Source organism: Proteus penneri, assembly GCF_003144535.1.
GTDB classification, from domain to species: Bacteria; Pseudomonadota; Gammaproteobacteria; order Enterobacterales; family Enterobacteriaceae; genus Proteus; species Proteus penneri.
The window spans coordinates 1-23,907 of the sequence record NZ_PHFJ01000001.1 but is presented as its reverse complement, the minus strand read 5'-3'; the positions used below and the strand labels follow the sequence as shown (position 1 = coordinate 23,907).

Sequence of the window (23,907 nt, the reverse complement as noted above, 5' to 3'; positions counted from 1 at the left end):
CTTAAAACCCCCTGTCAGCAAATTTACCTTCTCGAACACCTGTCAACGTTGTTTCTCTTAGCAGATAATCAATATCAGCCGTCCAGCCTGTATCGTTTTCACCAAAATAAAATGGCTTAGCCATCCGCACAAAGGCTCTAACGTAGGCTCTCCAACCATCAACGTTTGCCGTTGCAAGGTTTTTGATTATCTTCCTGATCCGTGTTTTGCGTTTCTCGTTAGCTTCCACAGCATGAGGTAGTCTGTCACCAACTTCCTCGTTGTAGGCATTGAGATATTCATCGTAGTTAATTGGAGTTGATTTTCTCTTGGTAGGTTTTACCGATTCTCCCCCTTTCACCTCGTGAGGGGTAAGGGGTGTATTACTTTCTTTCTTTTCTTTTGTAATAGTTTCTTTTGTGTTTAGCTGACTTGGCTTATGTGAATTAGCCGTTTTAGCTAATGTTTTATTAGCCGACTTAGCTAATGTTTCGCTAACTTGGCTAATATTGAAATTCCACTCAGTAAAATCTTTGTTAATTCCAATTTTATTACCTGATGAAATAACAATATTCATAGCAATCATTTCATTCTTCGCTTTGCAAACATGAGTATGATGAATGCCTGTCATTTCAGCTATTTGAGTGTTTGTAATACGGTCTAACTTTTTGCCGAAGCCGTATGTCTTTCTGATGATGGCCATAACGACTTTTAGTTGTCTTGCTGTTAAATCTGCACACATAACAGCTTCAAATAGGTCGTTGGCTATTCTTGTGTAACCATCTTCAAGATTTGCCACTGTTGACCTCTCTTGCCGTCGTTGATTACCAAAGTCAGCGTATGCAACATTGCTATTCATCGCTCTTACCTCCTAGTACCTGTTGACGATGTTCAGTGCGTATTTTTGCATCCTCAAGCATTGCTCTTAGACACTTAACACCGTCCTGAGTCACCAATCTGTTAAAGTGATTTCTAGCGTTGTTTTTATGCACAGCGCTATGATTAAATCGTTGTTTCATGGTATAATTCCCTTATTCCTAAGCTGTATCAGCAAAAGGGAAACTCAAAATCAGCTTCCCTTTAATACTGGTTATTGATACAGTGTATTTGTTAAGTTAAATGGTTAAGTCCATTTGTTGAGAAGCCTCACCATTCGCAGTGGTTGAGGTTTTTCTTTTTGGTGCTTTGATATGCTCAAGCATCTGAATTAACGCTCTAGCCTCATCACCTTGCAATATCACTGTGTCATCCGGTGTCTCATACCCAATAGCAACTAAAAGCCTTGCACAACGTTGTATGAAGCTTAATTGCGTTTTAGATTGTTGAGATTGCCAGCGAGATATTTGTGATTCGTGAATACCCGTTCTTTTCGCTACTTCTCTAGCGCCAGTAACAAGTATCCCTTTCATGATTTTTGATTCGATTTCTCGAAATTTGCGTTCGTTTGATAGTTCCATTTGTTAAATTCCTTCTTAGATTACTTCCCATATTGGGAACAGCAGTAATGATCCGTGGCTCATTCCATATGAGCGGATTGTTTGCTCTGAGAATTTACTCTGAGCGGGTTAGCGATGTTAAAGAGCGTGATGGTACTTATTTACCAGATGGAAACGGTTTAACTTCTTCTGCTTCAACTGTTCCATCTTGTTTTCTGATAATGAAAATATTTCTTTTCTTTAAAATTGCTTTACTTATCGCGCTTTGCCTAACACCTAACAATTCAGCCGTTTTGTGTTGTCCTAGCTCAGTAGCAAATTTAGTTAATGGGACTCTTTCCATAGTTTCTCCTTTTTTAATTATTATCACCGCAAGTGATAAAATAGTCAACACCTGCGGTGATTGGTAAATATTCCATTTGGTAATAAAATTGCAGTATGAAAAAGAAACCGATCACAGAAGAACAGAAAGCTGACGCTCTTCGCCTGAAAAATATCTTTGAGGCAAAAAAGAAAGAGCTTGGCTTATCACAAGAAACCCTAGGCGATTCAATCGGCATGGGGCAGAGCGCTGTTGCTCAGTTATTGAATGGAGTAAACGCTCTAAACATAGAAAACGCGGCAAAGTTAGCTGAGGCGTTACAAGTTACCGTTGATGAATTTAGCCCATCCCTAGCTAAAGAAATTAGAGGCATGTTTAAGGCTGTCAGCCCATTAAAAACACCAAGCATGGATGAGAAATATCAATACCCTCTATTCACTAAGGTACAGGCTGGCGCTTTCTCAACAGAATTTAACTCATATACTCAGAAAGATGCTGTGTCGTGGATACCTACAGCTAAGAAAGCCAGTGAGCGCGCTTTTTGGTTAGAGGTTGAAGGCCAATCAATGACAGCGCCACCAGGAGGAAAGCCAAGTTTTCCTGAAGGAATGCTTATCTTGGTTGATCCTGAGGAAGAGGTAGAGTTCGGAGATTTCTGTGTTGCTCGTTTGCTAAATGATGAATTCACATTCAAACGATTGATTAGAGAAGGTGGAATATCATATTTAGAGCCGTTAAACCCACGCTATGACCTGATCCCTATTAACGGTAACTGCACAATCATAGGAAAGGTAATCAAGTCACAATGGCCTGACGATACGTTTTAGGAGGAAATATGGCGTTTAACAATATTGAGATAGCAAATATTAGACGGTGTATGGAATTTTTCATGGAAAAACGCCGCCCAGCAGAGCACCTAAGGGATGAATTAGATTTACAGTATCGTATCGAGGACGACTCAGTAATTATCTTTGAAATTAGGCAACTAATATGGAGTGATGGCAGAGTAGAAGAACCTATAGCAAAAATCACACATAATAGGTATTCGAATTCATGGTCTCTGCTTTGGATGGATAAAAATAGTAACTGGCACAACTACGATGAAATAATGCTAGGTAGTTTCTCTGACGCCATTAGGCTCGTTGAAGATGATGTGCGAGGTTGCTTTTTTGGGTGACGACACGTTTTATGGAGTGGTTGACAGAATAGCAGTAAAATTGAAATTTGGTTGACGTAATTTTGTCAACCAATTGTCTTCAATTGCCTTTAAAGGATGAGTAAATGAGAATATTAGGGGTTCGAGTTTCACCTTCAGTGGCATCATTTATTGTTTATTGCACTGAATCTAAAAAGCTTGTTTGTTCTGATGTGATAAATATTCCATGCATTTTAGATACACCAGAGAAATTAAAATATGTTCGTAACAATATCCTAGATATATTAATGTTTTATAATGTTGATATCGCATCAATAAGGGTAACAGAAGCAAACTCTCAAAATATGAGCATAGACCGTCTCTATATAGAAGCAGTAATACAAGAAGCATTTTCAAGTAGTGAAGTTAAAAAATACTTTACCATTCGAAAATCAGGAATACGGGCAGGTCTCAATGTAAGCGATACTGAATATAAACAATTACTTAAGTCAGAAATATCAATACATGATATAGACAATTCATCATTCACTCAGGAAACAAATGAAGCCATGATGGCAGCATTAGCAGTGGAGGGTAAATTTTGATCACCCCATATCAAAAAGCAGACGTGTCATTTAGAAAAATAAAAAAACTTGATGAACAAGGTTGTTTCTCAGAGGTTTATCTTGCTCATGATGAAAATTTAGATCATGAGTTGGTTATCAAAGAAATCACAAAAAAACCCAATCAAGATAAAGATACTTATTTTTCTGAGGCAAGACTGCTTTACAAAAATGCTCACCCAAACATCGTGCAGGTTCAATACGCAGCTGAAGATAATGAAAAAATCTATATAGCAATGCCATATTATATTAATGGCACGATAAGCCAAAAGATGAGCAGAGGAAATTTCACTCCACGTGAAATAATAAGGTACGCAATACAGTTTATTGGTGGCCTATATCATATCCATACAAAAAAATTAATTCATTTCGATATCAAGCCTAATAATATTATGATTTCAAACCGAAATGAAGCAATGCTGGCTGACTTCGGGTTATCTAAATTAATAAATATAAATTCAACAGCAATACCTGATCACAATTACTATTTTCATACCCCTCCTGAATATTTCACAATAAGCAAAAGTGGTGGATTTACCTATACCTTCGATATCTACCAAGTTGGAATGACTTTGTATAGGATGTGCATTGGTGCCATTGAGTTTGAAAATGAAATATCTCAATTCCAGTATGCTGAGCAGTTAGAGTCCGCAATAAAAGCTGGAACATTCCCTTCCAAACAATACCCATCGCATATACCAAAAAAATTAATATCTATAATTAATAAGTGTTTAGAAAGCAATCCAAACAACCGATTTCAGTCATCACTAGATATTCTTAATGCACTATCATCAATAAAAGACGATGATGGCGCGTTAGATTGGAGAAAGTGCGATAATTCCGATACCACACTAAATGAATGGCGCAAGAAAATCGCAGGTGCTATACTCCATTTAAGTTATGATAGCAATACAAAATCCTCTATTTGTCATAGAGTATATCCAGATGGGAGAAAACGAAAGGAAGGCAAAGGTACGCTTACCCGTTGTTCTCATTCAAAAATATATCAAATACTCAAAGGGTTATAGCTATGAAAAATCGGGCGGTGTTGAATAATACGCCACCCAGCAGAAGGGATGTTGCGGTGGCTTCCCCTTATACAAAATCAGATCTTCTGAATAAAGATGAAAAAAAAGAACGCTCTGATAAATTTAGATCTTCACTTCTAAGAAATAAATATTTTAAACTATAATTTCAAATTCAGCCCTCCCCGCGAGGGCTTTTTTGTGCCCCCCTCCCCTCCAAAGAAGTGATCTGCATTCCAATCTGAGATTTTTTTGAAAATAAATTATCTGAAAATACAACAAATTAACACCGCCAGTTATATTATTATCACCTGCGGTGTTGACTTATAAATCACCGCTGGTTATATTTATCACATCGAAGGCAAGGAGCCATAGATAAACAGGATGTTCGCTCTTTTACAATTAGGAACGCTCAGAATAAATTTTCAGAGCAACCACTGAGTGGTTTTTGGGGTGATGGTCGAAAAGACAAGCAGTCGCCTTGTTGGCGAAAGACAGCTACCGGAGGCATTCGGCATCACCACCAAAAATCACTTAGGAGACAAATATGGCAACAATAACTTTTAAAGAGAACTCAAAAATTCGCAGGCGCAGAAAGCAAGGTGAGTTTTTGGCTCGAAAGATAGCTATGAGAAGTCGCTCAGTGGAAGAAATTTGGGATTCGATATTTGGCGTTGAGAAGAAAGAACGCCCTGTTCTCTCTCTCAAACCAACAAAGCATTATCCAAGTGGAGATAACTGTTGCTTACCTAATGTAGCAGTATATTCAGGAGTTAAAACAAAACAGCCGAACAGTGAGTTCGGGGTGACGGCGAGATAAATAGGAGAAGTAAGATGAAATTTATCTGTTGATTTTCTGTTCCGCCTCATGAGCTTCAACTAAAAGTCTGATAATTGCTTTTCGGTAGTAAGAATCTAATTTGTATTTAGTTATGTAGGTATCATGATACTCATGAATGATACCTTTACACATAAGGCTGTACACATAAATACCATCTTCATCATTTTCAAAGTCGTCTATATCATCGCCATCAATTAAACACAAGATAATTTCTTTTTCTCTCTCTGAAAGTGATTGAATTTCTATTTTGGTTCGCCTGAATTTTAGAGACTCTTTTATATTTCTGTGCATACCTATTAATGAAGACCACAACCACTTTAAAAAATAGCTAATGAAAAATGAAACAGGGATCAGGATTAGGGTAACGCCGACATAAGGGATATTAAAAAAGTGTATTTTCCCATTAACAAAATGAGATACCGAATCAGGAACAAACAAAAGTAAAAGTAACCAAGTAAACAACCAAACCATATTGAACCTCAATGATGTGTTTTGTTTTAAATAGGCAATCACTGCCTCAATCCAATTCGGCATGGTTGATAATCTCTTATTCTGTAGGGGTAAGTGGATTATAGCCGATTTCTCGCTGTAGGGGTACACGAGAACCACCTCGCCTGACGTGGCTAAAAGCAGGCACAGTTAACTAATTACAGTCCATTCTGTGGGCTGTGGTGAGTTGATTAATAGATAGGAGATAGAGATATGTGTGATTGCTTTACTAAATTAGGTGATGACATGGAAAGTCGCATTAAAGCAAAACTACCTGAAGGAGCAAGCCTACGGTCTTCTGGTTGGAAACAGTCTGGATTGTTTATGTCTGGCGGCGTCATGTCAGTTAATTATTTCATTGAATACAACGCCAGTTATCAGGAAGTCAAAAAGGACGGTACACCGAAAGCCCGCCTAACAAAGCAGGATTTCCCCGTTACGTTCTCATTCTGCCCTTTCTGTGGCGTGAAATGTGAAAGAAACTAGCATCGTGTTTAGTTAATAACGGAGGGAGTATGGCAATAGATGATTTCCATAACGGAAAGCTACCCATGCCGAAGTTATTTAGAGCTGTTCGAGTCGAGTTTGATTCACTGGTTCCAAATGGTCCTAATGATGAATATTGGGTCACAACAATCAGGTATGTAAGACGAGTTAGACATGCTGATGGTTGGCGCTGGCAATTGGTCAGGACGCATCATAAAGGTTTGGATAGATGGGATCCATACCTAGAGTTAGATAGGGAAGGACTTAACGACATTAATCATGTGTACGGACTAATTAAATAGTTAGGAGGGAGTATGACATGGGAAAAATGACATTCGTAGTTGAGTATGAAGATGGCAGGGAGCCGTCTGTAAACGCAGGAACGGAGATATTAGGCGGTAAATTGTTATCAGTTGGATTTAATGACTACCGAGATGAACAACTAACTCAGGATGAAGTTAGCGCCTTAAATCACGCAATTAACTTTAACGACTTGAAAGAAACCTGCAAAGACTTTGAAGTTAGTTATGACGAAGTTGTAGCAAAACTCTAAAGCCCTAGGTCAGCAGTAACCCACCGCACCAACACCAGATAACCACCCTATCGCTCACCTAGCGAGGTAACAATGAAAACTAACTATTACAGCGCTATGCGTGATTGCATGGCGGTGCGTATCACTACGCCTCAAGCACGTAAAAATAAACGTACAAGCCCATGGTTATTCAGTTTAGCTGTGGTCATTGTGACAACCGTTGGCGTAATACCAACATTTGTAAGTTGAGGTGATTATGCAAATTTCTTACAGCTACTCGAACGGAACTCGAGTAATAGATGGAAAAACAGTCATGGAATTTGACGAAAGTAGCAAGCTTAGTATTGAGACAGGAAGTTTCGCTGAGTTGGCTAAATTAACGGAGATTGACTCAGTTAAGGCAATGGAATATGTACTCGATTGTGACGATGAATCGCTTGAACGGACTATCAATGCAATAGGCAAGGAGGCCTTTATTAACAGGATATTACGTGTTTCTAAGCTAAGGAGAGTTGCGTGATTACCAACACCTACGGACTCAGAAACGACTGGTACGAACGCCAAATGGAACGAGAAGCGTTTGTTAATTCTCAGGAAGAGAAAACATCAGTCGATGAGGTTATGGATAGCCTACCAGAAGAACTACTGTGTATGGATTTAGCAAGGAAGTTAAATCCGGTATTTGAAATTAGCCCTCAAGCGCTGTATGCAGTTTTAGACGGAATTAGAACAGCTATTCAGATCGGAATAGATAAAGAGGTTTTAGGATGAAACCCGGCATCTATTACGACATTTCAAATGAGGACTATCACCATGGATTAGGGATCAGTAAATCTCAGTTGGACGATATAGCAAGAAGCCCTGCATTTTATAAATGGAAGAAAAATGCACCATTAGACACGGAAAAGTTGAAGGCTTTAGATATGGGTACCGCCCTTCACTGCTTACTTTTAGAGCCAGATGAATTTTTAAATAGGTTCATCGAGGCTCCTGAATTTAACAGAAGGACGAAGGATGGTAAGCAGGAAGAAAAGGACTTTCTAAAAGAATGTGATGATTCAGGGAAGACCGTAATGGATTACGAACAGCATCGGAAGCTGAAAATAATGCGTGATAGTGTCCTCGCCCACCACGCGGCAAGGTATTTTCTTGAGGCTGACGGTTATAGCGAAGCGTCAATTTACTGGGAAGATGCAGACACGGAAGAGTTATGCAGAATTAGACCAGACAAGTTTTTATCAAATCAGCCAGTAATTATCGATGTAAAAAAAGTAGCCGATATGAGTCGATTTGATCGTCACATCGAAGAGTTTCGCTATCACGTTCAGCATGCAATGTATCAGGAAGGTTATTTACAACATTTTGGGGAATCACCAATTTTTCTCTTTCTTGCTGTAAGCGAAACAATTGATTGCGGAAGATACCCAGTTCACGTCTTTGAGTTAGATTCAGAGGACGTTGGTGTTGGGTTTAGTTTATTCAAACAAAATTTACATACTTTTCATGAGTGCCGTATCAATGATGACTGGGGCGGCATAGAACCTATATCACGCCCTGCGTGGGCTAAACGGAGGGATTAATATGTCTCAAGAAATAACAACTATCAACACAGAACATGAGGCTGACACATCAACCGCAATATTCAGCCCATCAGGATTACAAAAGCTTCAGGCATTTGCAGAGATTATGTCTCAAGGTGTTGCTACTGTTCCGAGACATTTAGCAGGCAAGCCTGCAGATTGTTTAGCTGTGGCGTTGCAGGCGGCTCAATGGCGAATGAATCCATATGCGGTAGCTCAAAAGACCCACTTAGTTAATGGCGTGCTCGGCTACGAGGCTCAGTTAGTCAACGCTGTTGTTACAAGTTCAAAAGCTGTTAATGGTCGTTTTCATTACCGATATGGTGGTGATTGGGAGCGAATAACGGGAACAAAAGATAAGTCTGACGAAGCCGGTTTATTTGTTCAGGTTGGGGCGATTCTTCATGGTGAGGATGAGATCACGTGGGGTGAACCACTCTATATGATTGATATCACCACCAGAAATTCACCGTTATGGAAAACAGCGCCAAAGCAACAGATTGCCTATCTAGCAGTTAAGTATTGGGCTCGACTTTATTGCCCCGAAGTTATCCTCGGAGTTTACACGCCTGACGAATTTGATTCAGAGCCTAGAACGGCAAGAGATATAACGCCAAAAACAACAAAGCAGTCCCTTAATAATCTGATTAACAACAAGCCACAAAATAATGATGAAGCCGAAAAGCCAGCCGATAAACGCACGCCCGATGAGTTGTTATCTGATTTCACTAACGCGGCAAGCAGTGCAAAAACAACTGATGAGCTCGACAAGCTTTACAGATATGCAGGTAAAGGGCTAGCCAATGAGCCTGATCTGCTCTCAAGGGCGACTGATGTTTATCAAATTCGCAAAGATGAATTAATGGGTGTTATTTAATGGATTTTTAATTTCAAGGATGAAATACCCCTACCCGTATAACCCACGAACTCAGTGCAAGGATGCAAACAGGAGATAGATATGACTATTGAACAGTTACAAGAAGAAAATAAGAAGTTGAAAGAAGTGCTTTTTGCTGGCGCTTTCTTAATGGCTAAAGCGGTTCATAAATATGATTTCGGCGTTGGAATGGAAGAGCAAGCCACTGACTTTATGAAGGATGCAGAGGAACTGGTTGGCAGGAAGCTACCAACGTTCGTATGATAATTTAACTTGCAGGGATGCAAACAGGAGATAGATATGACAGATAAGCTCAAAGAAGAAATTAACGCACTTCAACAAGAAGTCGCTAGAGGTCATGTGTACGAGTGGGAATTACACAGACTAAATTTATTACTTTTAGTGATTGAGCATTACCTTTCAGAAAATAATGCCAAAGAGGCTCACTTGTGGGCGCAAAGCATATTCCAGTGGATTGACTCAGAGTTTTACGAAGAGATGAAAAACAACACTGGAGATATTAACGCTTGGTTTAATAAACAAATGGAAGGTTCAGTTAGCACTGAGCAAGCGTTAAAAATAACTCGTGAATTATATCCAGAAATAGAAAAGCTACGGACAGCTTAATTTAACTCGCAGGGATGCAATGTTGAGGAATGAATGTGAAATTAACAGAACGTCAAATTAGCACATTAAAAAATGTAGATAATGGATATAGGCAGTTAAGTAATGGGCTGTTAATTTTCTCACTGGAGAATAAAGGACTTATTAAACTTCACCCTAAAGATGGATGGAAATTAACAGAATCAGGCATTGAAGAATTAAATAAGGTGGAGCAATGAAAGTTGAGCAATCACAAGTTACTAAGTTAGTAATAACAGGCATAGAGCGTCACGACCCTATTCATGTGTATCTTGAAGACTACGGCGATAATCAAAACAGCCGTGTCACAATTAGCGAAAGCGGTTGTTCATGGTCTTGCTTTTGGGGCTCGATGGGTAGTTCGCTAGTTGAGTTTATTCAGCGTATTAACAATCACTATTGGATAGGTAAGCTAGATTCTAATTTAATCTCTGAGATAGACGCTGATAACGATGCAAATGCTGAATACGCTAAAAAGCAAGTTATCAAACTGCGCAAAGATGATGAAATAGACCAATACGAAGCAAGGGAATATTGGGGTTTAATCGAATCATCAGATAATGTTAAAGATGATTGTTGCAATAGTTTTTTAGGCGGTAAGTTGCTTAGCTTGTTTGGTGATGATGCTTGGTATAACGATTGGCCCTCTATTCCCAACCCTGAATATATAAGAATGGAATCACGATTAAACGCTGTTCGTGAGGCATTAAAGCAAATAAATGTGAATTAAGGAGGTACTTTGACAGTAGATTAGTCACATGGATGTGAGTATGATTCCTGCTTTAATTAAGGAGGGGTTATGTCAGATGAAGATGAGAATTGTTTAACTTTCGTGCTAAAGTGGTCATTTATAATTATATTATTTACCACTGTTTTTCTTCTAGGTTTTTCTTTTATTTATTACTCACAAATAAGCCTAGATAGTAAAATATCATCATTTTTTAGCTTCTTATCATCACTTGGTATTCTAGCTACTATTGGTGTTTATTGGCGGCAAAAAAAGGACTCAGAAAACTCAGAAAAAAAAAGACAAAAAGAAATATCCATTAGCTATCTAAATATATTTACTAAATATTCTGATGAGTTAAAAACAATAGTAAGTCAACTGGTTAAACTACATAAATTATTAGACGAAAACAACAATTCATTTGTAGAATATATTGGTGGTCATGATATACATGCATTTATCTTAAAAGACGTAAATGGGAAAGAATTAGGCAATGCTCGAATGTTTAAATTTGATAGCTCATCCTTGTCTTATATATATTCAAACTCCGCATCAGTTAATATAAATATCTCAGAGAAGTATCAATTTTTATACAAGCGCAGCATTAAAATAAATACATATATTGAAAATTTAATTTTAAAAATTCATTATGATAATAGTAAAGAAAATATACTTAATTATTTTAGTACTTTAAGATTAAGTAAATCTATAGATAAAATTGATTTATGTGTAAAAGATTTCAAAGATTACTGTAAAAGTTTATAGCATCACCCTGCATTGCAGGGTTTTTTGTACCTAAAATTCAGAGTAACAATTAATGCAAATAATCGGATATGTATTACTCATGCTAATACAGGGTTCTGCTGTGCCTTTAACGGAAGATATATATACGCAATCGGAATGTAATAAACGTGCTGAATATTTAATGTCAGTTAGTAGTTTTGAAGTTGTTTGTGGAGAGGTATGGAATGAAAGATAAATATTATTTGGGATTACAAGGCTACGAAGAAGAAGGTTTTGAAATTGAGCCGACAATAAAGGATAAATTTAATTTAAAATCTCCATCGTGGGATATATCAATAACAAAGCAGGACTTAGTTAATATTAAGCTCATGATAGAGGAGATATTAGAAAGTGAATAAATACACCGAACTATCTGACTTCGAGATTAATAAAAAGGTTACTATTGCTTTGGGTATAGAAGGCAACTTTTGGATTAGCGAAAAAGAAGGTGATTTTGATAAAGAGATCCCGTCTGATGAAAGAGGGCCTATATGGAACACTAGAGAATATGCAGTGTTATCTTACATTCCGAGTAATGGCAATATATTTAATCCCTGCAATAACCCATCTGACGCAATGCCGATTATTATTGAAAACTTAATATCGTTAATGGCAGATATGTCAGATGACGGAGGATCAACTTGGTGGTGTGCAAGTGATATTTCAAATGGAATCACATCGAGATATAAATCGAACCCACTGCGCGCAGCTATGGAGGTATTCTTAATGATCAAGGATGCGGAGAATGAAAAAGTATGACTTAATATTGTGCGATCCTCCTTGGTCTTACAATAACAAAGTTTCAAATGGCGCAGCAGATAATCATTACAACACCACCGACTTATATTCTCTCTCTCGATTACCAATAGAAAAACACTCCTCTAAAAATGCCGTACTATTTATGTGGTACACAGGCAACTTTGCACTCGAAGCAATTAAATTAGCCGAAGCATGGGATTTTAAAGTTAAAAACATGTTCGGGTTTGCGTGGGTTAAATTAAATAAAAATGCAGGAGATAGAATAAATAAAAAACCACCAGAGGACTTTTTCGATTTCATGGAAATATTAAACAATGAGACGAAAATTAATTGCGGTAATTACACTCGTCAAAATATCGAAATGTGTTTAATAGCCACAAGAGGTAATGGACTACCTCGTAAGTCTGCAAGTGTTCGCCAAATTATTTACTCATGCCTTGGTGAGCACAGCGAAAAGCCAAAAGAAGTCCATCATCGTTTAGAGGAGCTATATGGAGATGTTCCTCGGCTCGAATTATTTGCACGAGAGAAATATGGTGATTGGGATGTATATGGCAACCAAGTAGAAGGAAGCATTAAATTAATATAGATGAATTATGACATTTAATTAAATTGCAGGGATAATAGCATTATGTGTACTTATTTAATTGAAACAGGACAAGCGTAATTATGGATATTATTGACTCAGCAAATGAAATAAACGAATTACATATTCAAGCATCATTATCAAATCGTAAACCAGCAATTAAATCTCATAACGGAATGTGTATTTGGTGTCACGAAGAACCTGTTGCACCTAATAGCGCATATTGCAGTAAAGATTGTGGTGATGACCATGAACAGTATAAACGGAAGAATGGATAGTATTGCATTAGAAAACGCATGAAGGAAAATAGCAAAGTAATGCTTAATCGAGCTAAGAAGCCACGGAATACCCAACGACAAACTAACAACTCAGATCCTCGATAAATACACATCAAAGTTTAAGCCTCTAAATCACATGAACTATCAGGACAAGATGGTTCTATCGTATTACCTACGGAAATTACAAAAGGAAGAGAAAGATGGAAGCTGATTTAATTGATGAAAAAGACGTATTCAAAATGTTAGGTAAAAAGAGAACTGCAATTTGGAGATTAAGACGCAAATGCGGCTTCCCCGATCCAGTATTAAACTATCCGGCCAGATATAGATTATCAGCAATCAACAAATGGTTGGAGAATGGTGGAGTTAATGCAGATAAAAAAGAAGTGAGAAATTGAAATTTTAGAGAGATTTTTAATAATTTGTACATTTATGTGTACATAAATTTATTGCTAATCTCTTTTATTTCTTTTTATTCAGTTGGTTACATATCAAGATAGCTATATCCATTTAACTAAGGGAACGTACGTAGAAAAATCAAATGTAACTTATGGACGCCTTACATTTTACCTCCCTCGCTCTCTATTAATCAAGTTTTAACGCACTGATATTGGAAGGAATTTTTTTGTTTCTTTTTTGAACAATGCAATTTAACTTAAAAATCACCTAATATATAAGAATCAATGATTATATTTTTGCTTACATATGTCTATTTTATTAAAACTCTTTCAATTGTTTTAAAAATAATTTAGGTGAATACCCCATCTCTTTATTAAACATCGCACTAAAGGCGCTAGGATTTTCATAACCCAGCTCTAAAGCAACTTTAGTAACCGAATCACCTTTTTTTAAAGCAGTCAACGCATACATTAAACACGCTTTTTGACGCCAATCTCGAAAAGAAAGACCGGTTTCTTTATGAAAAAAACGGGTAAAAGTACGTGGGCTTTTATTTAATTTTTCAGCCCACATTTCTGGTCTAGTGCGAATATTGGGTTGTGACATAAATTCAGTACACAATTCATCTAATAAAGCATGTTGTGGTAATGGCGTAAAATAAGGTAACGGTTTTGCCTGAGCTAATTCATGACAAAGCAAAGTTAATAATGCACTATCTCGTCCACCTAAATCATAAAGTAAAGGAAGCTCATTAGCTGAAAGTAATAGCTGATGAAGCAGAGGTGAAACTTGTAAAACTTCACAATATTCTGAGTGACGAGGAATTTTATTAGGCTCAATATAGAGACTATAAGTGCTACTCCCCAACATTAGCACTTGATGTACTTTTTCTGCTGGGATCCACACGCCACTGTAAGGTAATACAATCCATTGACCATCTTCTGTTTTAACTTTCATTACCCCATTAGGGGCATATAAAAATTGTGCTCGTCGATGATAATGGGATTCAAGAAATGTGTCATAAGGATAATCAGAGCCTAATGCCAAAATGTCGCGAGGAAGATTATCCACACAATTGATATCGATATTACGCATAATCTTTAAATTGTCCTAAATTCGTATAAAGTTGTCATTATCACGTGGGTAAGACATCACTTCATTCTATATCGTTAATCTCCTGACTCAACAGGAGATTTGAAATGACACTTTGGCTGATTTCTTTTGGTCTAATTTCAGGCATTACAACATGGTTATTTGGCTTTGGTGGCGGCTTTGTCACTGTTCCCTTACTCTATACACTTATTCTGACACTCTGGGGAATAGACAGTTTACCTGCTGAGCATGCTATGCAAATCGCCGTTGCTACTTCTGCATTAATTATGTTGTTTTCTGCAACAGTCACAACCATTAAGCACCATAAAGCAAAAAGGCTTGATTGGAATATCATGTCCATACTGTTTATTGGTATCGCTTTTGGTGGGATCTTAGGTGCTCTTCTCGCCTTAACGGTTGAAGGTACGTGGATCAAATGTATCTTTATTGGTTATCTTTTTATCACTATTTTAGACTGCTACTTTCGTCCCGGTTTTATAGCTCCTACTCACAATACAAAAAAAGTGACCAAAGCAAAAGAAAGTATTAATGGTACCGTAATTGGTATTATTGCTGCTTTTCTAGGAGTTGGTGGAAGCGTGATGACAGTACCTTTATTGCGCCGTAGAGGAACACCAATGGCACAATCAGCAGCAATGGCAAATGTATTAACCTTACCTTTAGCACTCACAGCAACATTCACTTACGTTGCCCTTTCTTTTACGTCACCTTTAAATGGTGAATCTGGTTTCATTGGTTATATTTGGCTAAAAGCTGCACTTATTCTGATTTGTAGCACTTGGGTTGGTTTGAAGATCTCTGAACGTTTTTTATCTCGTATTCCCGACAAATGGCATGCAAGAATTTATCCTCTATTACTGAGTCTTGTTTTAATTGTCATGCTGTTTTAAATCCTTTCTTCTATATAAAAGTTCCAAAGGCAACAAACAACGAAAAAACAATAATGACTACATATAAAATGGTGGCTTTAAATGTTCAAAAAAGTCACCATGTCTTTAACATTTCACTCCATCTTTTTCCTACACGTCTCCATTTAGCATTAATGCTATTAAGATACTTAAAACAAAATATATCTCTTTTTGACAATCACGACACAGTTCCATAACGATTAATATCATTAATTAATATTTAAACATAATGAATAATAATTTATAAATTGTCTCGTGCTTAATATCAGCCTGATCACATTTAACCGAGCATTTTTTCGTACCATGCATCACTGATTTATTTTTCTATTTTATTTATATCTATTATCAAAATAATAAGTTAGCTATTTTTCATAAGAGGATAATTTATGAAAAAACTAAATTTAAATAGTATCAAAAGTATTATTTATCGTTATTTTTAAATAACAAGTTAATTACAATATAACCAACACTCGATATATAATAAATTATATATCGATAGGTTTTTTTGTCAAATCTTAATTATTATTAATAATATATTTAAAATACACTTTAACAAAATAGATTAATACCATAAGTTAGTGAATTTAAAAGAACAATATATAACTATCATATCTATAAAAAACCTCTATTCCTTCTCCGAAACTTTATTATAGCATTTAATAGAAGAAAATAATTATCATTTAATTTTGTCTATTTTAGTTAATTTATTTAGTGATATTTATTAACTTATTATTCTCTATTATTTATTATTTACAACTAAGTCATCACTTATGGATTAATAAAATGGAGACACCTTCAAATATTTATTTAACCGTCCGTATATAATATTTAGCTATAAGAAGAAACTGGAGGTTATATGAGTATTAGTCGTCGTTCTTTCATTAAGGGGATGGGAATAGGATGTGTGGGTTGTACCGTAAGTAGTTTACCACCAGGTGCACTTGCATTTAATCCTGTAGATTCTCTTAAGGGTCAGTCAAAATTAACACCTAGCCTGTGTGAAATGTGTTCTTATCGTTGTCCAATAGAAGCTCAGGTTGTTAACAACAAGACTGTTTTTATCCAAGGAAATAGAAATGCTGAACACCAAAGTAGCCGAGTTTGTGCAAGAGGTGGCAGTGGTGTTAGCCTAGTTAATGACCCAAACCGTATTGTCAAACCTATGAAACGCAAAGGTCCAAGAGGCGCGGGTGAATGGGAAGTGATAAGTTGGGAACAAGCTTATAGCGAAATCGCCGAAAAAATGAATGCCATAAAGCAAAACTATGGCGCAGAAAGCATCTCTTTCTCCTCAAAATCCGGCTCGCTCTCATCTCATCTTTTCCATTTAGCGGCTGCATTTGGCTCCCCCAATACGTTTACACACGCATCAACATGCCCTGCAGGTAAAGCCATTGCAGCATCTGTTATGATGGGTGGCGATCTTAAAATGGATCTCGCAAATTCAAAATATATTATCTCTTTTGGTCATAACCTTTATGAAGGTATTGAAGTTGCAGAAACTCATGAGTTAATGACAGCACAAGAACGTGGTGCGAAATTAGTCAGCTTTGATCCTCGTTTATCTGTTGTTTCAAGTAAAGCTGATGAGTGGTACGCGATCCGCCCAGGCGGGGATTTACCTGTTCTAATGGCAATGTGTCATATATTAATTAAAGAAGATCTCTACGATAAAGATTTCATTGAGAAATTTACGGTAGGTTTCCCACAATTAAAAGAAGTTCTACAAGATACAACCCCTGAATGGGCTCAATCTCATTCTGATGTTCCAGCTAACGATATTGTTCGCATTGCTCGTGAGATTGCATCCCAAGCACCTCATGCACTGATTATGCCTGGTCACCGCGCAACCTTTAATAAAGAAGAAATTAATATGCGCAGAATGATCTTCACCTTCAATGCATTGCTCGGTAACTTTGAACGTGAAGGTGGCATGTATCAGAAAAAAGCAGCATCAAAATACAATAAACTCGCGGGTATTAATGTTGCGCCTGAACTCGCTAAACCAAGCGTTAAGGGAATGCCAGAAATTACAGCAAAACGTATTGATGCTACTGCACCTCAATTTAAATATATCAATAAAGGTGGTGGTATCGTTCAATCTATTATTGATTCAACATTAAACGGTGTGCCATATCAAACCAGAGCATGGATTATGTCTCGCCATAACCCATTCCAAACAGTAAGTTGTCGCCCTGAGCTAGAAAAAACCGCACAGAAATTAGACTTAATTGTTAGCTGTGATGTTTATTTAAGCGAAAGTGCCGCTTATGCCGATTATCTATTACCTGAAACAACTTATTTAGAACGTGATGAAGAGATTTCTGATGTTTCAGGTTTAAATCCAGCTTATGCATTACGCCAGCAAGTTGTCGAGCCAATTGGTGATACAAAACCAAGCTGGTTAATTTGGATGGAATTAGGGAAAAAACTGGGATTAGCTCAATATTTCCCATGGGAAAATATGGGTGTTCGTCAGCTATATCAAGTCAATGGTGATGAAGCACTGTATAAGGAAATCCATAAAAAAGGCTACTTGTCCTATGGTATCCCATTACTTTTACGTGAGCCTTCTTATGTAAAAGCCTTTGTTGAGCAATATCCTGATGCTATCAAGCATGTTGATGGCAATAATATGATGGAAAAATCACTGTCATTTAAATCACCGAGTGGCTTAATTGAAATCTACTCTGAGGAACTAGAAAGCCGTTTAGAAAACTACGGTATTCCACGCTTCCACAACTTCCCATTAAAAGAAAAAGACGAGCTTTATTTTATTCAAGGCAAAGTCGCCGTTCACACTAATGGTGCAACACAATATGTACCATTATTAGCTGAATTAATGTGGAAAAACCCTGTTTGGCTTCACCCTGAAACAGCTAAAAATCATGGTATTAAACATGGTGATGAAATCATTCTAGAAAACAGTATCGGTAAAGAAAAAGCACATGCTCTGATTACTGAAGGCATTCGCCCTGACACCGTATTTGTTTATATGGGATCAGGTGCAAAAGCAGGCGCGAAAACAGCTGCGACAACGACAGGCGTTCACTGTGGCAATTTATTACATCATGAGATTAGCCCTGTATCAGGTACTGATGTGCATACATCAGGTGTCAAAATTAGTCGGGCTTAAGGAAAAAAATAACGATGAACAATAATGATAAACAATTTGTCATGTTACATGATGAGAAACGTTGTATTGGCTGCCAAGCTTGTACTGTTGCGTGTAAAGTCATCAATGACATTCCAGAAGGATTTAGCCGACTTCAAGTCCAAATACAGGGTCCTCATAACGATGAAGCAGGTCATCCACATTACCAATTTTTCCGTGTTTCTTGCCAACACTGTGAAGATGCGCCTTGTGTTTCTGTTTGCCCTACTGGTGCCTCTTTTATTGATGAAAATGGTATCGTTCAGGTGAAAAAAGAGCTGTGTATTGGCTGTGATTACTGTGTTGGTGCTTGTCCTTACCATGTTCGTTATATCAACCCAGTGACACATATCGCAGACAAATGTAACTTCTGTTCTGATACTCGATTAGCTGAGGGAGAATTACCCGCATGCGTATCAGTATGCCCAACAGATGCACTTGCTTTTGGTCGCATTGACTCACCTGAAATTCAGGCTTGGATCAAACAAAAATCCGTTTATCAATACCAATTAGATAATGTCGGAAAACCGAGTTTATTCCGTCGTAAAGAAATCCATCAGGGAGATAAAGCATGACTAGTATCTGGGGAGCAGAACTCCATTATACGCCAGATTATTGGCCTGTATGGTTAATCGCAGCTGGTTTATTAATCGTTGCTATGATAGCAGTATTAGTTATTCATGGTTTACTACGCTATGCCCTTGCACCAAAACACGCTGGTCATTATGAAGAAGAACGTGTTTATTTATACTCCAAAGCAATTCGTTTTTGGCACTGGGGTAATGCTTTACTATTTATCCTATTGCTATTAAGTGGCTTTTTAGGGCATTTCTCTATCGGCAATGTTACATCAATGGTACTGTTACATAAGATCTGTGGTTTTGTTCTTATCGCGTTCTGGATTGGTTTTATTTTTATCAATCTAACAACTAATAACGGTGTACATTACAAAGTAAAATTTAGCGGATTAATTGGTCGTTGTATCAAACAAGCTCGCTTTTATCTTTACGGTATAATGAAAGGCGAACCACATCCTTTCGCTGCAACTGAAACCAACAAGTTTAACCCACTTCAACAACTCGCTTACTTAGGTGTGATGTTTGGTTTAGTGCCACTGTTACTTGTTACTGGATTATTATGTTTATATCCAGAAGTACTTGGCTATGGCTATTGGATGTTAAAAGCACACTTAGTTTTAGGTATTGTGGCATTAATGTTTATTTGTGCACACTTCTATTTATGTACACTGGGTGATACTTTTACTCAAACATTCCGTAGCATGATCGATGGTCATCATCGCCATCAGAAACATGAAGATCATGGATCCATAGCAGAAAAAACAGAACATTAATTTCTCAATATTTCTTCTGTTACATTTCATTTCCTAAAATGCCCGTTTAAACGGGCATTTTTTGATCTTAATTCAGAATTTCCTAACCTTTTTTGTAACAAGGAAGCAATCTAATGCACAATGACAACGCTAAAAAATATGCCTAAATGACAATCTATTACTGCGATACATAAAGACCGAATTTATACAAATCGTAAAGGCTTGTGTTAGTAGTGCTGTCAAACTGCAGAGAGATCTTACTATTTTTATGATTAATAAATGTTTTATACCCAGAACAAGCAAAGCATATTAATCTCTCTAAATAATCCTAACAGGTCTTTTAATATCTACTCAACCGACCAGCAACTAAATCATATTCTTAAACTGCTCAAAGACTTATTGTTACTACCTTTTCATCTCGATCAAAAGGCAACAATAATCTATCCTGATATGATATTAACTATCATTATCAAAAACAGTCATTTAATGATAATACTTAACTTTTGATCTGATAACCTATTTTCACCAATACGTATATTTTGCATTTATCATATTAAATGGATTTTTTAATTTATTGATGTGAAAAACATAAATTATACGTTTAATAGCTTCAAAAATGTTACCAGGAGGTAAAATTGTGGTAGGTAATATAAGAGGTAATTTTATGAGTAGCTTATTCTAAACAAGCATCAATTAGCTATTTTTTCTCATACTAATAAATATGATAATATATTTCTCTAAGCATGAAGATTTTAGTTCATTTACAATAAAATTATTCTTCTTTTTGTAAAAATTAAAAATATTTATCTCTATAAACATAAAATGCCCTAATAAGGGCATTTATTTCATATAGCGACTTCATTTCATCCGCTAAGATAATTCTTATTATTAACTAACTAAAGAGAAACATTTGTATATAAGAATTATCTCACTCAATTTAGCTATTCTAAAATGAGTTATTTTCTAATTTAAAAATATTATTAGAAAATAGAAAGAGCCTTGCTATCGAAATGAGCTGGAATATGTTGTTCATTTAGCTCAGTTTCTTGAGCCATTCCGCCAGTTACTTCTTCAAAGAAGCTACCAATATTAACACCTAGTACTTCAAGTACTTTAACTAAGCAATCAATATCAATACGGTTTACACCACGCTCATAACGAAATAACTGTTGTTCACTAATATCAATTTCTTTTGCTAACTGAAATACAGTATAACCTTGAGATTTTCTTAATGACTTAATTTTTTGTCCAACAGCATAAGCGACTGGATACTTGCTACTCATAATATTGTTCTCGCTTTTCACTTTGATTGATATCTAATTTATAATGGCGTATTCCTGCGCAATAATATATAAAAAGATATATTATTGATGACACCTTTTTGTTTTAATAAAATATTATTTTTAGTAGATAAGAAATATTACAATTCAAAACATGACTTATCATATGTAAATAATATACTACGCATTTAAACACTTTCAACCAGTCAAAAAAAGATAGTGCAGGTGCAATGATTTACTCATACTAGTAAACAATACTTAGGATAATGGTATATTTCCTTTATTTTCATATAGTTGAAATATTTTACTTATAAAATCACGTTTTTTTTTCCTTAAATTTTACTCATTAATTAGAATTATTATCTATAATTATATTAATTTAAAGTATGATTATTGGTATTGTGTAAAAATAAATCAAGTTATGTCAGACTAATTTATTTAAAATAATAAATTAACCTCATAAAGGTAACGATTTTTTATTTTTATTAACTAGCTTAATTAAAATCAATGAAATCTGATGAGTTTATAAAAAAGTCTATATTATATTTTAATATCATAATGTTACGAGATTTACACTAAAATATAGATATAAATCACATTTTAAACATTTGTTAATTAATTTATATAAGCATAAACACTTACTCTTTCAGCTAAATATATTTCATACTCCTCAATTCTTTATTACACTGGAATAAATAAAGAATAGACCTAATTACTCATTTTTTTGAATTTTTATTAATAAATAACTTATTTTAAGTTTCAGTTATATTGAAAATCTTCTTTATAAAATAGAGAAAAAACGAATATTAATATATTGTTTATCAGTAAGTTATTCAAAGAGCATACTTATTATCATAAAAAGTGGTCTTGTTATGACGACACAATATTATTCTTTCTTTTTCACTCAAATACGCACATTTAGTACATTGCAAAAATAGAGTAATAGATAGACATTAAGTTAAATTCACAAAAGAATAAACTGTTAAATATCAACTTTAGCATGATCTAATTTTGTTAATAAAAATAAAAATCAATTATTTTATATCCTAAGTAATCACACTTACACTGTATAAGAGTTATCCATAGGATAAAATAAACATTAATATTTTTATATAATTTATATTCCTGCTAGATGCACAAATTTCTCCATTTTTCATAAAAAATGAAATTAACCACTCTAGGACAAATCAATTACTGATAAAATAAGTGATTTTTGCTTTATATCATTTATGATCCAGTGCATTATTATGCAAACATTGATAAACATCAAATTTTAAATCCAATCTATTTTAAATTAAACGTTAAGTAAATTCACTCATTTTGTCGTATCTTTAGAAAAGAAGATAAACTATAAAACCCAATTTTTATCTTTTAATCTTCTGAACTTTTCCTTAAAAAGGGAGTACTAAATATTTTTCAATAGTGACTTAAAATGTTTTAACTTGCTCATTTTATGAGAGATATTGCTCATAAAAAATGCTCAAATAATTTATAACAGTGTATTTAAGGTTGTTTAATTTTATGAATAAACTAGGAAAACCTATATTTATGCTCAGGAGGAGTAGATACTTCCTTTTTGATTAGAGTAATTTTTTATATTTTCAGAACAAAACTTGTTCTCTGTTCAAAAATAAATACATATCTTCTATTAAGTTAGGCCCCTGCTCTAAAATGATTAACTTAACAATAAAAGAACGACTTATTTTTAAGCACTTCAATTTAAATGATAAAACATGGCTGGATGTAAAAAAGTGTAATAAAGAATCCGACTTATGCCCCCTTTTCACAGAAAGCGCAATGCAATAATAAGTTAAAAAAATCTTAGAAACGCATTGCCCAAAGGCACAAGAGCTGTAGCTAATTATTGCTTTGATATAACGAAATGAGCTCAATACAAGGAACTAGGAAAGCATACACGTGTAAGGATACACAGTTATAAATAAGACGATGAGCAAAGTCATGAACAGCAGACACAGAGACAACAATTAATGTCCAAAAAATATGACTAGATTTCATCACACAGCTATCAAAAACTAAATGACTCTTATTGATTATTTTATAAAAATGCGAGGAAAATAAATAAGAAAGTATAACGAAGAAATAAAGAAGTGGTGGGCGGTATTGGGCTCGAACCAACGACCTCCTCCTTGTAAGGGAGATGCTCTACCAACTGAGCTAACCGCCCGCTGAATTATTAAATGGTGGGTCGTGGGCGATTCGAACGCCCGACCAATTGATTAAAAGTCAACTGCTCTACCGACTGAGCTAACGACCCGTTTAATAATTTTTGCGTAAATCTGTAAGTAGCTTTGTGAATGGTGGGTCGTGGGCGATTCGAACGCCCGACCAATTGATTAAAAGTCAACTGCTCTACCGACTGAGCTAACGACCCGTCACAATGTTCACTACTTTATGTTGTATTCTTAGGAATGGTGGGTCGTGGGCGATTCGAACGCCCGACCAATTGATTAAAAGTCAACTGCTCTACCGACTGAGCTAACGACCCATACCTAATTATGTGATATTGCGCGAAATAACCGAATGAAGTGGTGGGCGGTATTGGGCTCGAACCAACGACCTCCTCCTTGTAAGGGAGATGCTCTACCAACTGAGCTAACCGCCC

33 protein-coding genes and 5 tRNA genes are annotated in these 23,907 nt (G+C 35.8%); 27 read left to right on the top strand and 11 right to left on the bottom strand.

Going from position 1 to position 23,907, the window contains the following annotated elements:
• Position 1: 1 nt before the first annotated feature.
• The 3 genes from CUB63_RS00180 to CUB63_RS00170 form a co-directional block, all read right to left on the bottom strand.
• Positions 2-838: a replication protein gene (locus CUB63_RS00180; protein WP_049257590.1), complete on the bottom strand. Its 837-nt coding sequence runs from the start codon at positions 836-838 to the stop codon at positions 2-4.
• 256 nt (positions 839-1,094) lie between these two features.
• On the bottom strand, positions 1,095-1,436 hold the full coding sequence (locus tag CUB63_RS00175) for a CII family transcriptional regulator (protein ID WP_109391284.1): 342 nt from the start codon (positions 1,434-1,436) through the stop codon (positions 1,095-1,097).
• Between the two features lie 136 nt (positions 1,437-1,572).
• A complete protein-coding gene (locus tag CUB63_RS00170) occupies positions 1,573-1,758 on the bottom strand; it encodes a Cro/CI family transcriptional regulator (protein ID WP_109395758.1) in 186 nt (61 codons plus the stop codon).
• Positions 1,759-1,853: 95 nt separating this feature from the next.
• Between CUB63_RS00170 and CUB63_RS00165 the strand changes: the two genes are divergently transcribed.
• The 6 genes from CUB63_RS00165 to CUB63_RS00145 all read left to right on the top strand — a co-directional run bounded on the left by CUB63_RS00165 (position 1,854) and on the right by CUB63_RS00145 (position 5,340).
• Positions 1,854-2,564 carry a LexA family protein gene (locus tag CUB63_RS00165; protein WP_109847187.1) on the top strand — a complete coding sequence of 237 codons (711 nt, stop codon included), beginning with the start codon at positions 1,854-1,856 and terminating at the stop codon, positions 2,562-2,564.
• 8 nt (positions 2,565-2,572) lie between these two features.
• The gene (locus tag CUB63_RS00160) at positions 2,573-2,914 is read left to right on the top strand and encodes a DUF3024 domain-containing protein (RefSeq protein ID WP_088207088.1); all 342 of its coding nucleotides are present in this window, start codon (positions 2,573-2,575) and stop codon (positions 2,912-2,914) included.
• Positions 2,915-3,018: 104 nt separating this feature from the next.
• Positions 3,019-3,477: a hypothetical protein gene (locus CUB63_RS00155; protein ID WP_088207087.1), complete on the top strand. Its 459-nt coding sequence runs from the start codon at positions 3,019-3,021 to the stop codon at positions 3,475-3,477.
• A complete protein-coding gene (locus tag CUB63_RS00150) occupies positions 3,474-4,523 on the top strand; it encodes a serine/threonine-protein kinase (RefSeq protein WP_071425828.1) in 1,050 nt (349 codons plus the stop codon). The genes CUB63_RS00155 and CUB63_RS00150 overlap by 4 nt, the downstream gene beginning before the upstream one ends.
• Positions 4,524-4,525: 2 nt before the next feature.
• Positions 4,526-4,687, top strand: a complete 162-nt coding sequence (locus tag CUB63_RS17460) for a hypothetical protein (protein WP_157955960.1) — start codon at positions 4,526-4,528, stop codon at positions 4,685-4,687.
• A gap of 380 nt (positions 4,688-5,067) precedes the next feature.
• Positions 5,068-5,340 (top strand): hypothetical protein, encoded by a 273-nt coding sequence (locus tag CUB63_RS00145; RefSeq protein ID WP_109847186.1) that lies wholly within the window; start codon positions 5,068-5,070, stop codon positions 5,338-5,340.
• A gap of 21 nt (positions 5,341-5,361) precedes the next feature.
• Here CUB63_RS00145 and CUB63_RS00140 read toward each other — a convergent pair whose 3' ends face one another.
• Positions 5,362-5,895 (bottom strand): super-infection exclusion protein B, encoded by a 534-nt coding sequence (locus tag CUB63_RS00140; protein WP_049199138.1) that lies wholly within the window; start codon positions 5,893-5,895, stop codon positions 5,362-5,364.
• A gap of 168 nt (positions 5,896-6,063) precedes the next feature.
• On the opposite strand from CUB63_RS00140, the gene CUB63_RS00135 reads away from it, so the two are divergent.
• The 17 genes from CUB63_RS00135 (at position 6,064) to CUB63_RS00060 (ending at position 13,498) form a co-directional block, all read left to right on the top strand.
• On the top strand, positions 6,064-6,336 hold the full coding sequence (locus tag CUB63_RS00135) for a hypothetical protein (RefSeq protein WP_049257585.1): 273 nt from the start codon (positions 6,064-6,066) through the stop codon (positions 6,334-6,336).
• Positions 6,337-6,664: 328 nt separating this feature from the next.
• A complete protein-coding gene (locus CUB63_RS00125) occupies positions 6,665-6,889 on the top strand; it encodes a hypothetical protein (protein WP_141225990.1) in 225 nt (74 codons plus the stop codon).
• 72 nt (positions 6,890-6,961) lie between these two features.
• Positions 6,962-7,117: a hypothetical protein gene (locus CUB63_RS17535; RefSeq protein ID WP_170110775.1), complete on the top strand. Its 156-nt coding sequence runs from the start codon at positions 6,962-6,964 to the stop codon at positions 7,115-7,117.
• Between the two features lie 64 nt (positions 7,118-7,181).
• Positions 7,182-7,388, top strand: coding sequence for a hypothetical protein (locus CUB63_RS00120; RefSeq protein WP_232240027.1), 207 nt, complete (start codon positions 7,182-7,184; stop codon positions 7,386-7,388).
• Positions 7,385-7,639 carry a hypothetical protein gene (locus tag CUB63_RS00115; protein WP_109847183.1) on the top strand — a complete coding sequence of 85 codons (255 nt, stop codon included), beginning with the start codon at positions 7,385-7,387 and terminating at the stop codon, positions 7,637-7,639. Before CUB63_RS00120 ends, CUB63_RS00115 begins: the two co-directional genes overlap by 4 nt.
• Entirely contained in the window at positions 7,636-8,448 is an 813-nt protein-coding gene (locus tag CUB63_RS00110; protein WP_109847182.1) for a PD-(D/E)XK nuclease-like domain-containing protein, read from the top strand. The genes CUB63_RS00115 and CUB63_RS00110 overlap by 4 nt, the downstream gene beginning before the upstream one ends.
• Before the next feature lies 1 nt (position 8,449).
• A complete protein-coding gene (locus CUB63_RS00105; protein WP_109847181.1) occupies positions 8,450-9,325 on the top strand; it encodes a RecT family recombinase in 876 nt (291 codons plus the stop codon).
• Between the two features lie 81 nt (positions 9,326-9,406).
• Positions 9,407-9,589 carry a hypothetical protein gene (locus CUB63_RS17610; RefSeq protein WP_193524903.1) on the top strand — a complete coding sequence of 61 codons (183 nt, stop codon included), beginning with the start codon at positions 9,407-9,409 and terminating at the stop codon, positions 9,587-9,589.
• Positions 9,590-9,625: 36 nt separating this feature from the next.
• Complete coding sequence (locus CUB63_RS00095; RefSeq protein ID WP_109847180.1) at positions 9,626-9,952, top strand: hypothetical protein; 327 nt, start codon at positions 9,626-9,628, stop codon at positions 9,950-9,952.
• Between the two features lie 29 nt (positions 9,953-9,981).
• A complete protein-coding gene (locus CUB63_RS00090) occupies positions 9,982-10,167 on the top strand; it encodes a hypothetical protein (RefSeq protein ID WP_109847179.1) in 186 nt (61 codons plus the stop codon).
• Complete coding sequence (locus CUB63_RS00085) at positions 10,164-10,697, top strand: phiTE_072 family protein (protein ID WP_109847178.1); 534 nt, start codon at positions 10,164-10,166, stop codon at positions 10,695-10,697. Before CUB63_RS00090 ends, CUB63_RS00085 begins: the two co-directional genes overlap by 4 nt.
• Positions 10,698-10,766: 69 nt before the next feature.
• Positions 10,767-11,459, top strand: a complete 693-nt coding sequence (locus CUB63_RS00080) for a hypothetical protein (RefSeq protein ID WP_109847177.1) — start codon at positions 10,767-10,769, stop codon at positions 11,457-11,459.
• 203 nt (positions 11,460-11,662) lie between these two features.
• Positions 11,663-11,836 (top strand): hypothetical protein, encoded by a 174-nt coding sequence (locus CUB63_RS17530; RefSeq protein WP_168713144.1) that lies wholly within the window; start codon positions 11,663-11,665, stop codon positions 11,834-11,836.
• Positions 11,829-12,236, top strand: a complete 408-nt coding sequence (locus CUB63_RS00075) for a phage protein NinX family protein (protein ID WP_109847176.1) — start codon at positions 11,829-11,831, stop codon at positions 12,234-12,236. Before CUB63_RS17530 ends, CUB63_RS00075 begins: the two co-directional genes overlap by 8 nt.
• The gene (locus CUB63_RS00070) at positions 12,223-12,825 is read left to right on the top strand and encodes an MT-A70 family methyltransferase (RefSeq protein ID WP_109847175.1); all 603 of its coding nucleotides are present in this window, start codon (positions 12,223-12,225) and stop codon (positions 12,823-12,825) included. The genes CUB63_RS00075 and CUB63_RS00070 overlap by 14 nt, the downstream gene beginning before the upstream one ends.
• Before the next feature lie 80 nt (positions 12,826-12,905).
• Entirely contained in the window at positions 12,906-13,100 is a 195-nt protein-coding gene (locus CUB63_RS00065; RefSeq protein WP_109847174.1) for a TraR/DksA C4-type zinc finger protein, read from the top strand.
• A gap of 200 nt (positions 13,101-13,300) precedes the next feature.
• The gene (locus CUB63_RS00060) at positions 13,301-13,498 is read left to right on the top strand and encodes a helix-turn-helix transcriptional regulator (RefSeq protein WP_109847173.1); all 198 of its coding nucleotides are present in this window, start codon (positions 13,301-13,303) and stop codon (positions 13,496-13,498) included.
• A gap of 319 nt (positions 13,499-13,817) precedes the next feature.
• On the opposite strand, the gene CUB63_RS00055 is transcribed toward CUB63_RS00060, so the two are convergent.
• Entirely contained in the window at positions 13,818-14,594 is a 777-nt protein-coding gene (locus CUB63_RS00055) for an AraC family transcriptional regulator (protein WP_109399871.1), read from the bottom strand.
• Positions 14,595-14,698: 104 nt separating this feature from the next.
• Here CUB63_RS00055 and CUB63_RS00050 point away from each other — a divergent pair, with 104 nt between their 5' ends.
• From CUB63_RS00050 to phsC, 4 genes are all read left to right on the top strand, one after another.
• Positions 14,699-15,502: a sulfite exporter TauE/SafE family protein gene (locus tag CUB63_RS00050; protein ID WP_109847172.1), complete on the top strand. Its 804-nt coding sequence runs from the start codon at positions 14,699-14,701 to the stop codon at positions 15,500-15,502.
• Positions 15,503-16,376: 874 nt separating this feature from the next.
• Positions 16,377-18,656, top strand: coding sequence for a thiosulfate reductase PhsA (gene phsA / locus CUB63_RS00045; RefSeq protein WP_109847171.1), 2,280 nt, complete (start codon positions 16,377-16,379; stop codon positions 18,654-18,656).
• 14 nt (positions 18,657-18,670) lie between these two features.
• A complete protein-coding gene (locus tag CUB63_RS00040; RefSeq protein WP_006533391.1) occupies positions 18,671-19,249 on the top strand; it encodes a 4Fe-4S dicluster domain-containing protein in 579 nt (192 codons plus the stop codon).
• Entirely contained in the window at positions 19,246-20,025 is a 780-nt protein-coding gene (gene phsC, locus CUB63_RS00035) for a thiosulfate reductase cytochrome B subunit (protein ID WP_109847170.1), read from the top strand. The genes CUB63_RS00040 and phsC overlap by 4 nt, the downstream gene beginning before the upstream one ends.
• A gap of 959 nt (positions 20,026-20,984) precedes the next feature.
• Here the strand turns inward: phsC and CUB63_RS00030 are convergent.
• The 6 genes from CUB63_RS00030 to CUB63_RS00005 all read right to left on the bottom strand — a co-directional run bounded on the left by CUB63_RS00030 (position 20,985) and on the right by CUB63_RS00005 (position 23,907).
• On the bottom strand, positions 20,985-21,287 hold the full coding sequence (locus CUB63_RS00030) for a helix-turn-helix domain-containing protein (protein WP_006533394.1): 303 nt from the start codon (positions 21,285-21,287) through the stop codon (positions 20,985-20,987).
• A gap of 2,106 nt (positions 21,288-23,393) precedes the next feature.
• Positions 23,394-23,469, bottom strand: a tRNA-Val gene (locus CUB63_RS00025).
• Between the two features lie 14 nt (positions 23,470-23,483).
• Positions 23,484-23,559, bottom strand: a tRNA-Lys gene (locus CUB63_RS00020).
• 41 nt (positions 23,560-23,600) lie between these two features.
• Positions 23,601-23,676: transfer RNA gene (locus tag CUB63_RS00015), tRNA-Lys, on the bottom strand.
• A 38-nt stretch (positions 23,677-23,714) separates the two neighbouring features.
• A tRNA-Lys gene (locus tag CUB63_RS00010) sits at positions 23,715-23,790 on the bottom strand.
• 41 nt (positions 23,791-23,831) lie between these two features.
• Positions 23,832-23,907: transfer RNA gene (locus CUB63_RS00005), tRNA-Val, on the bottom strand.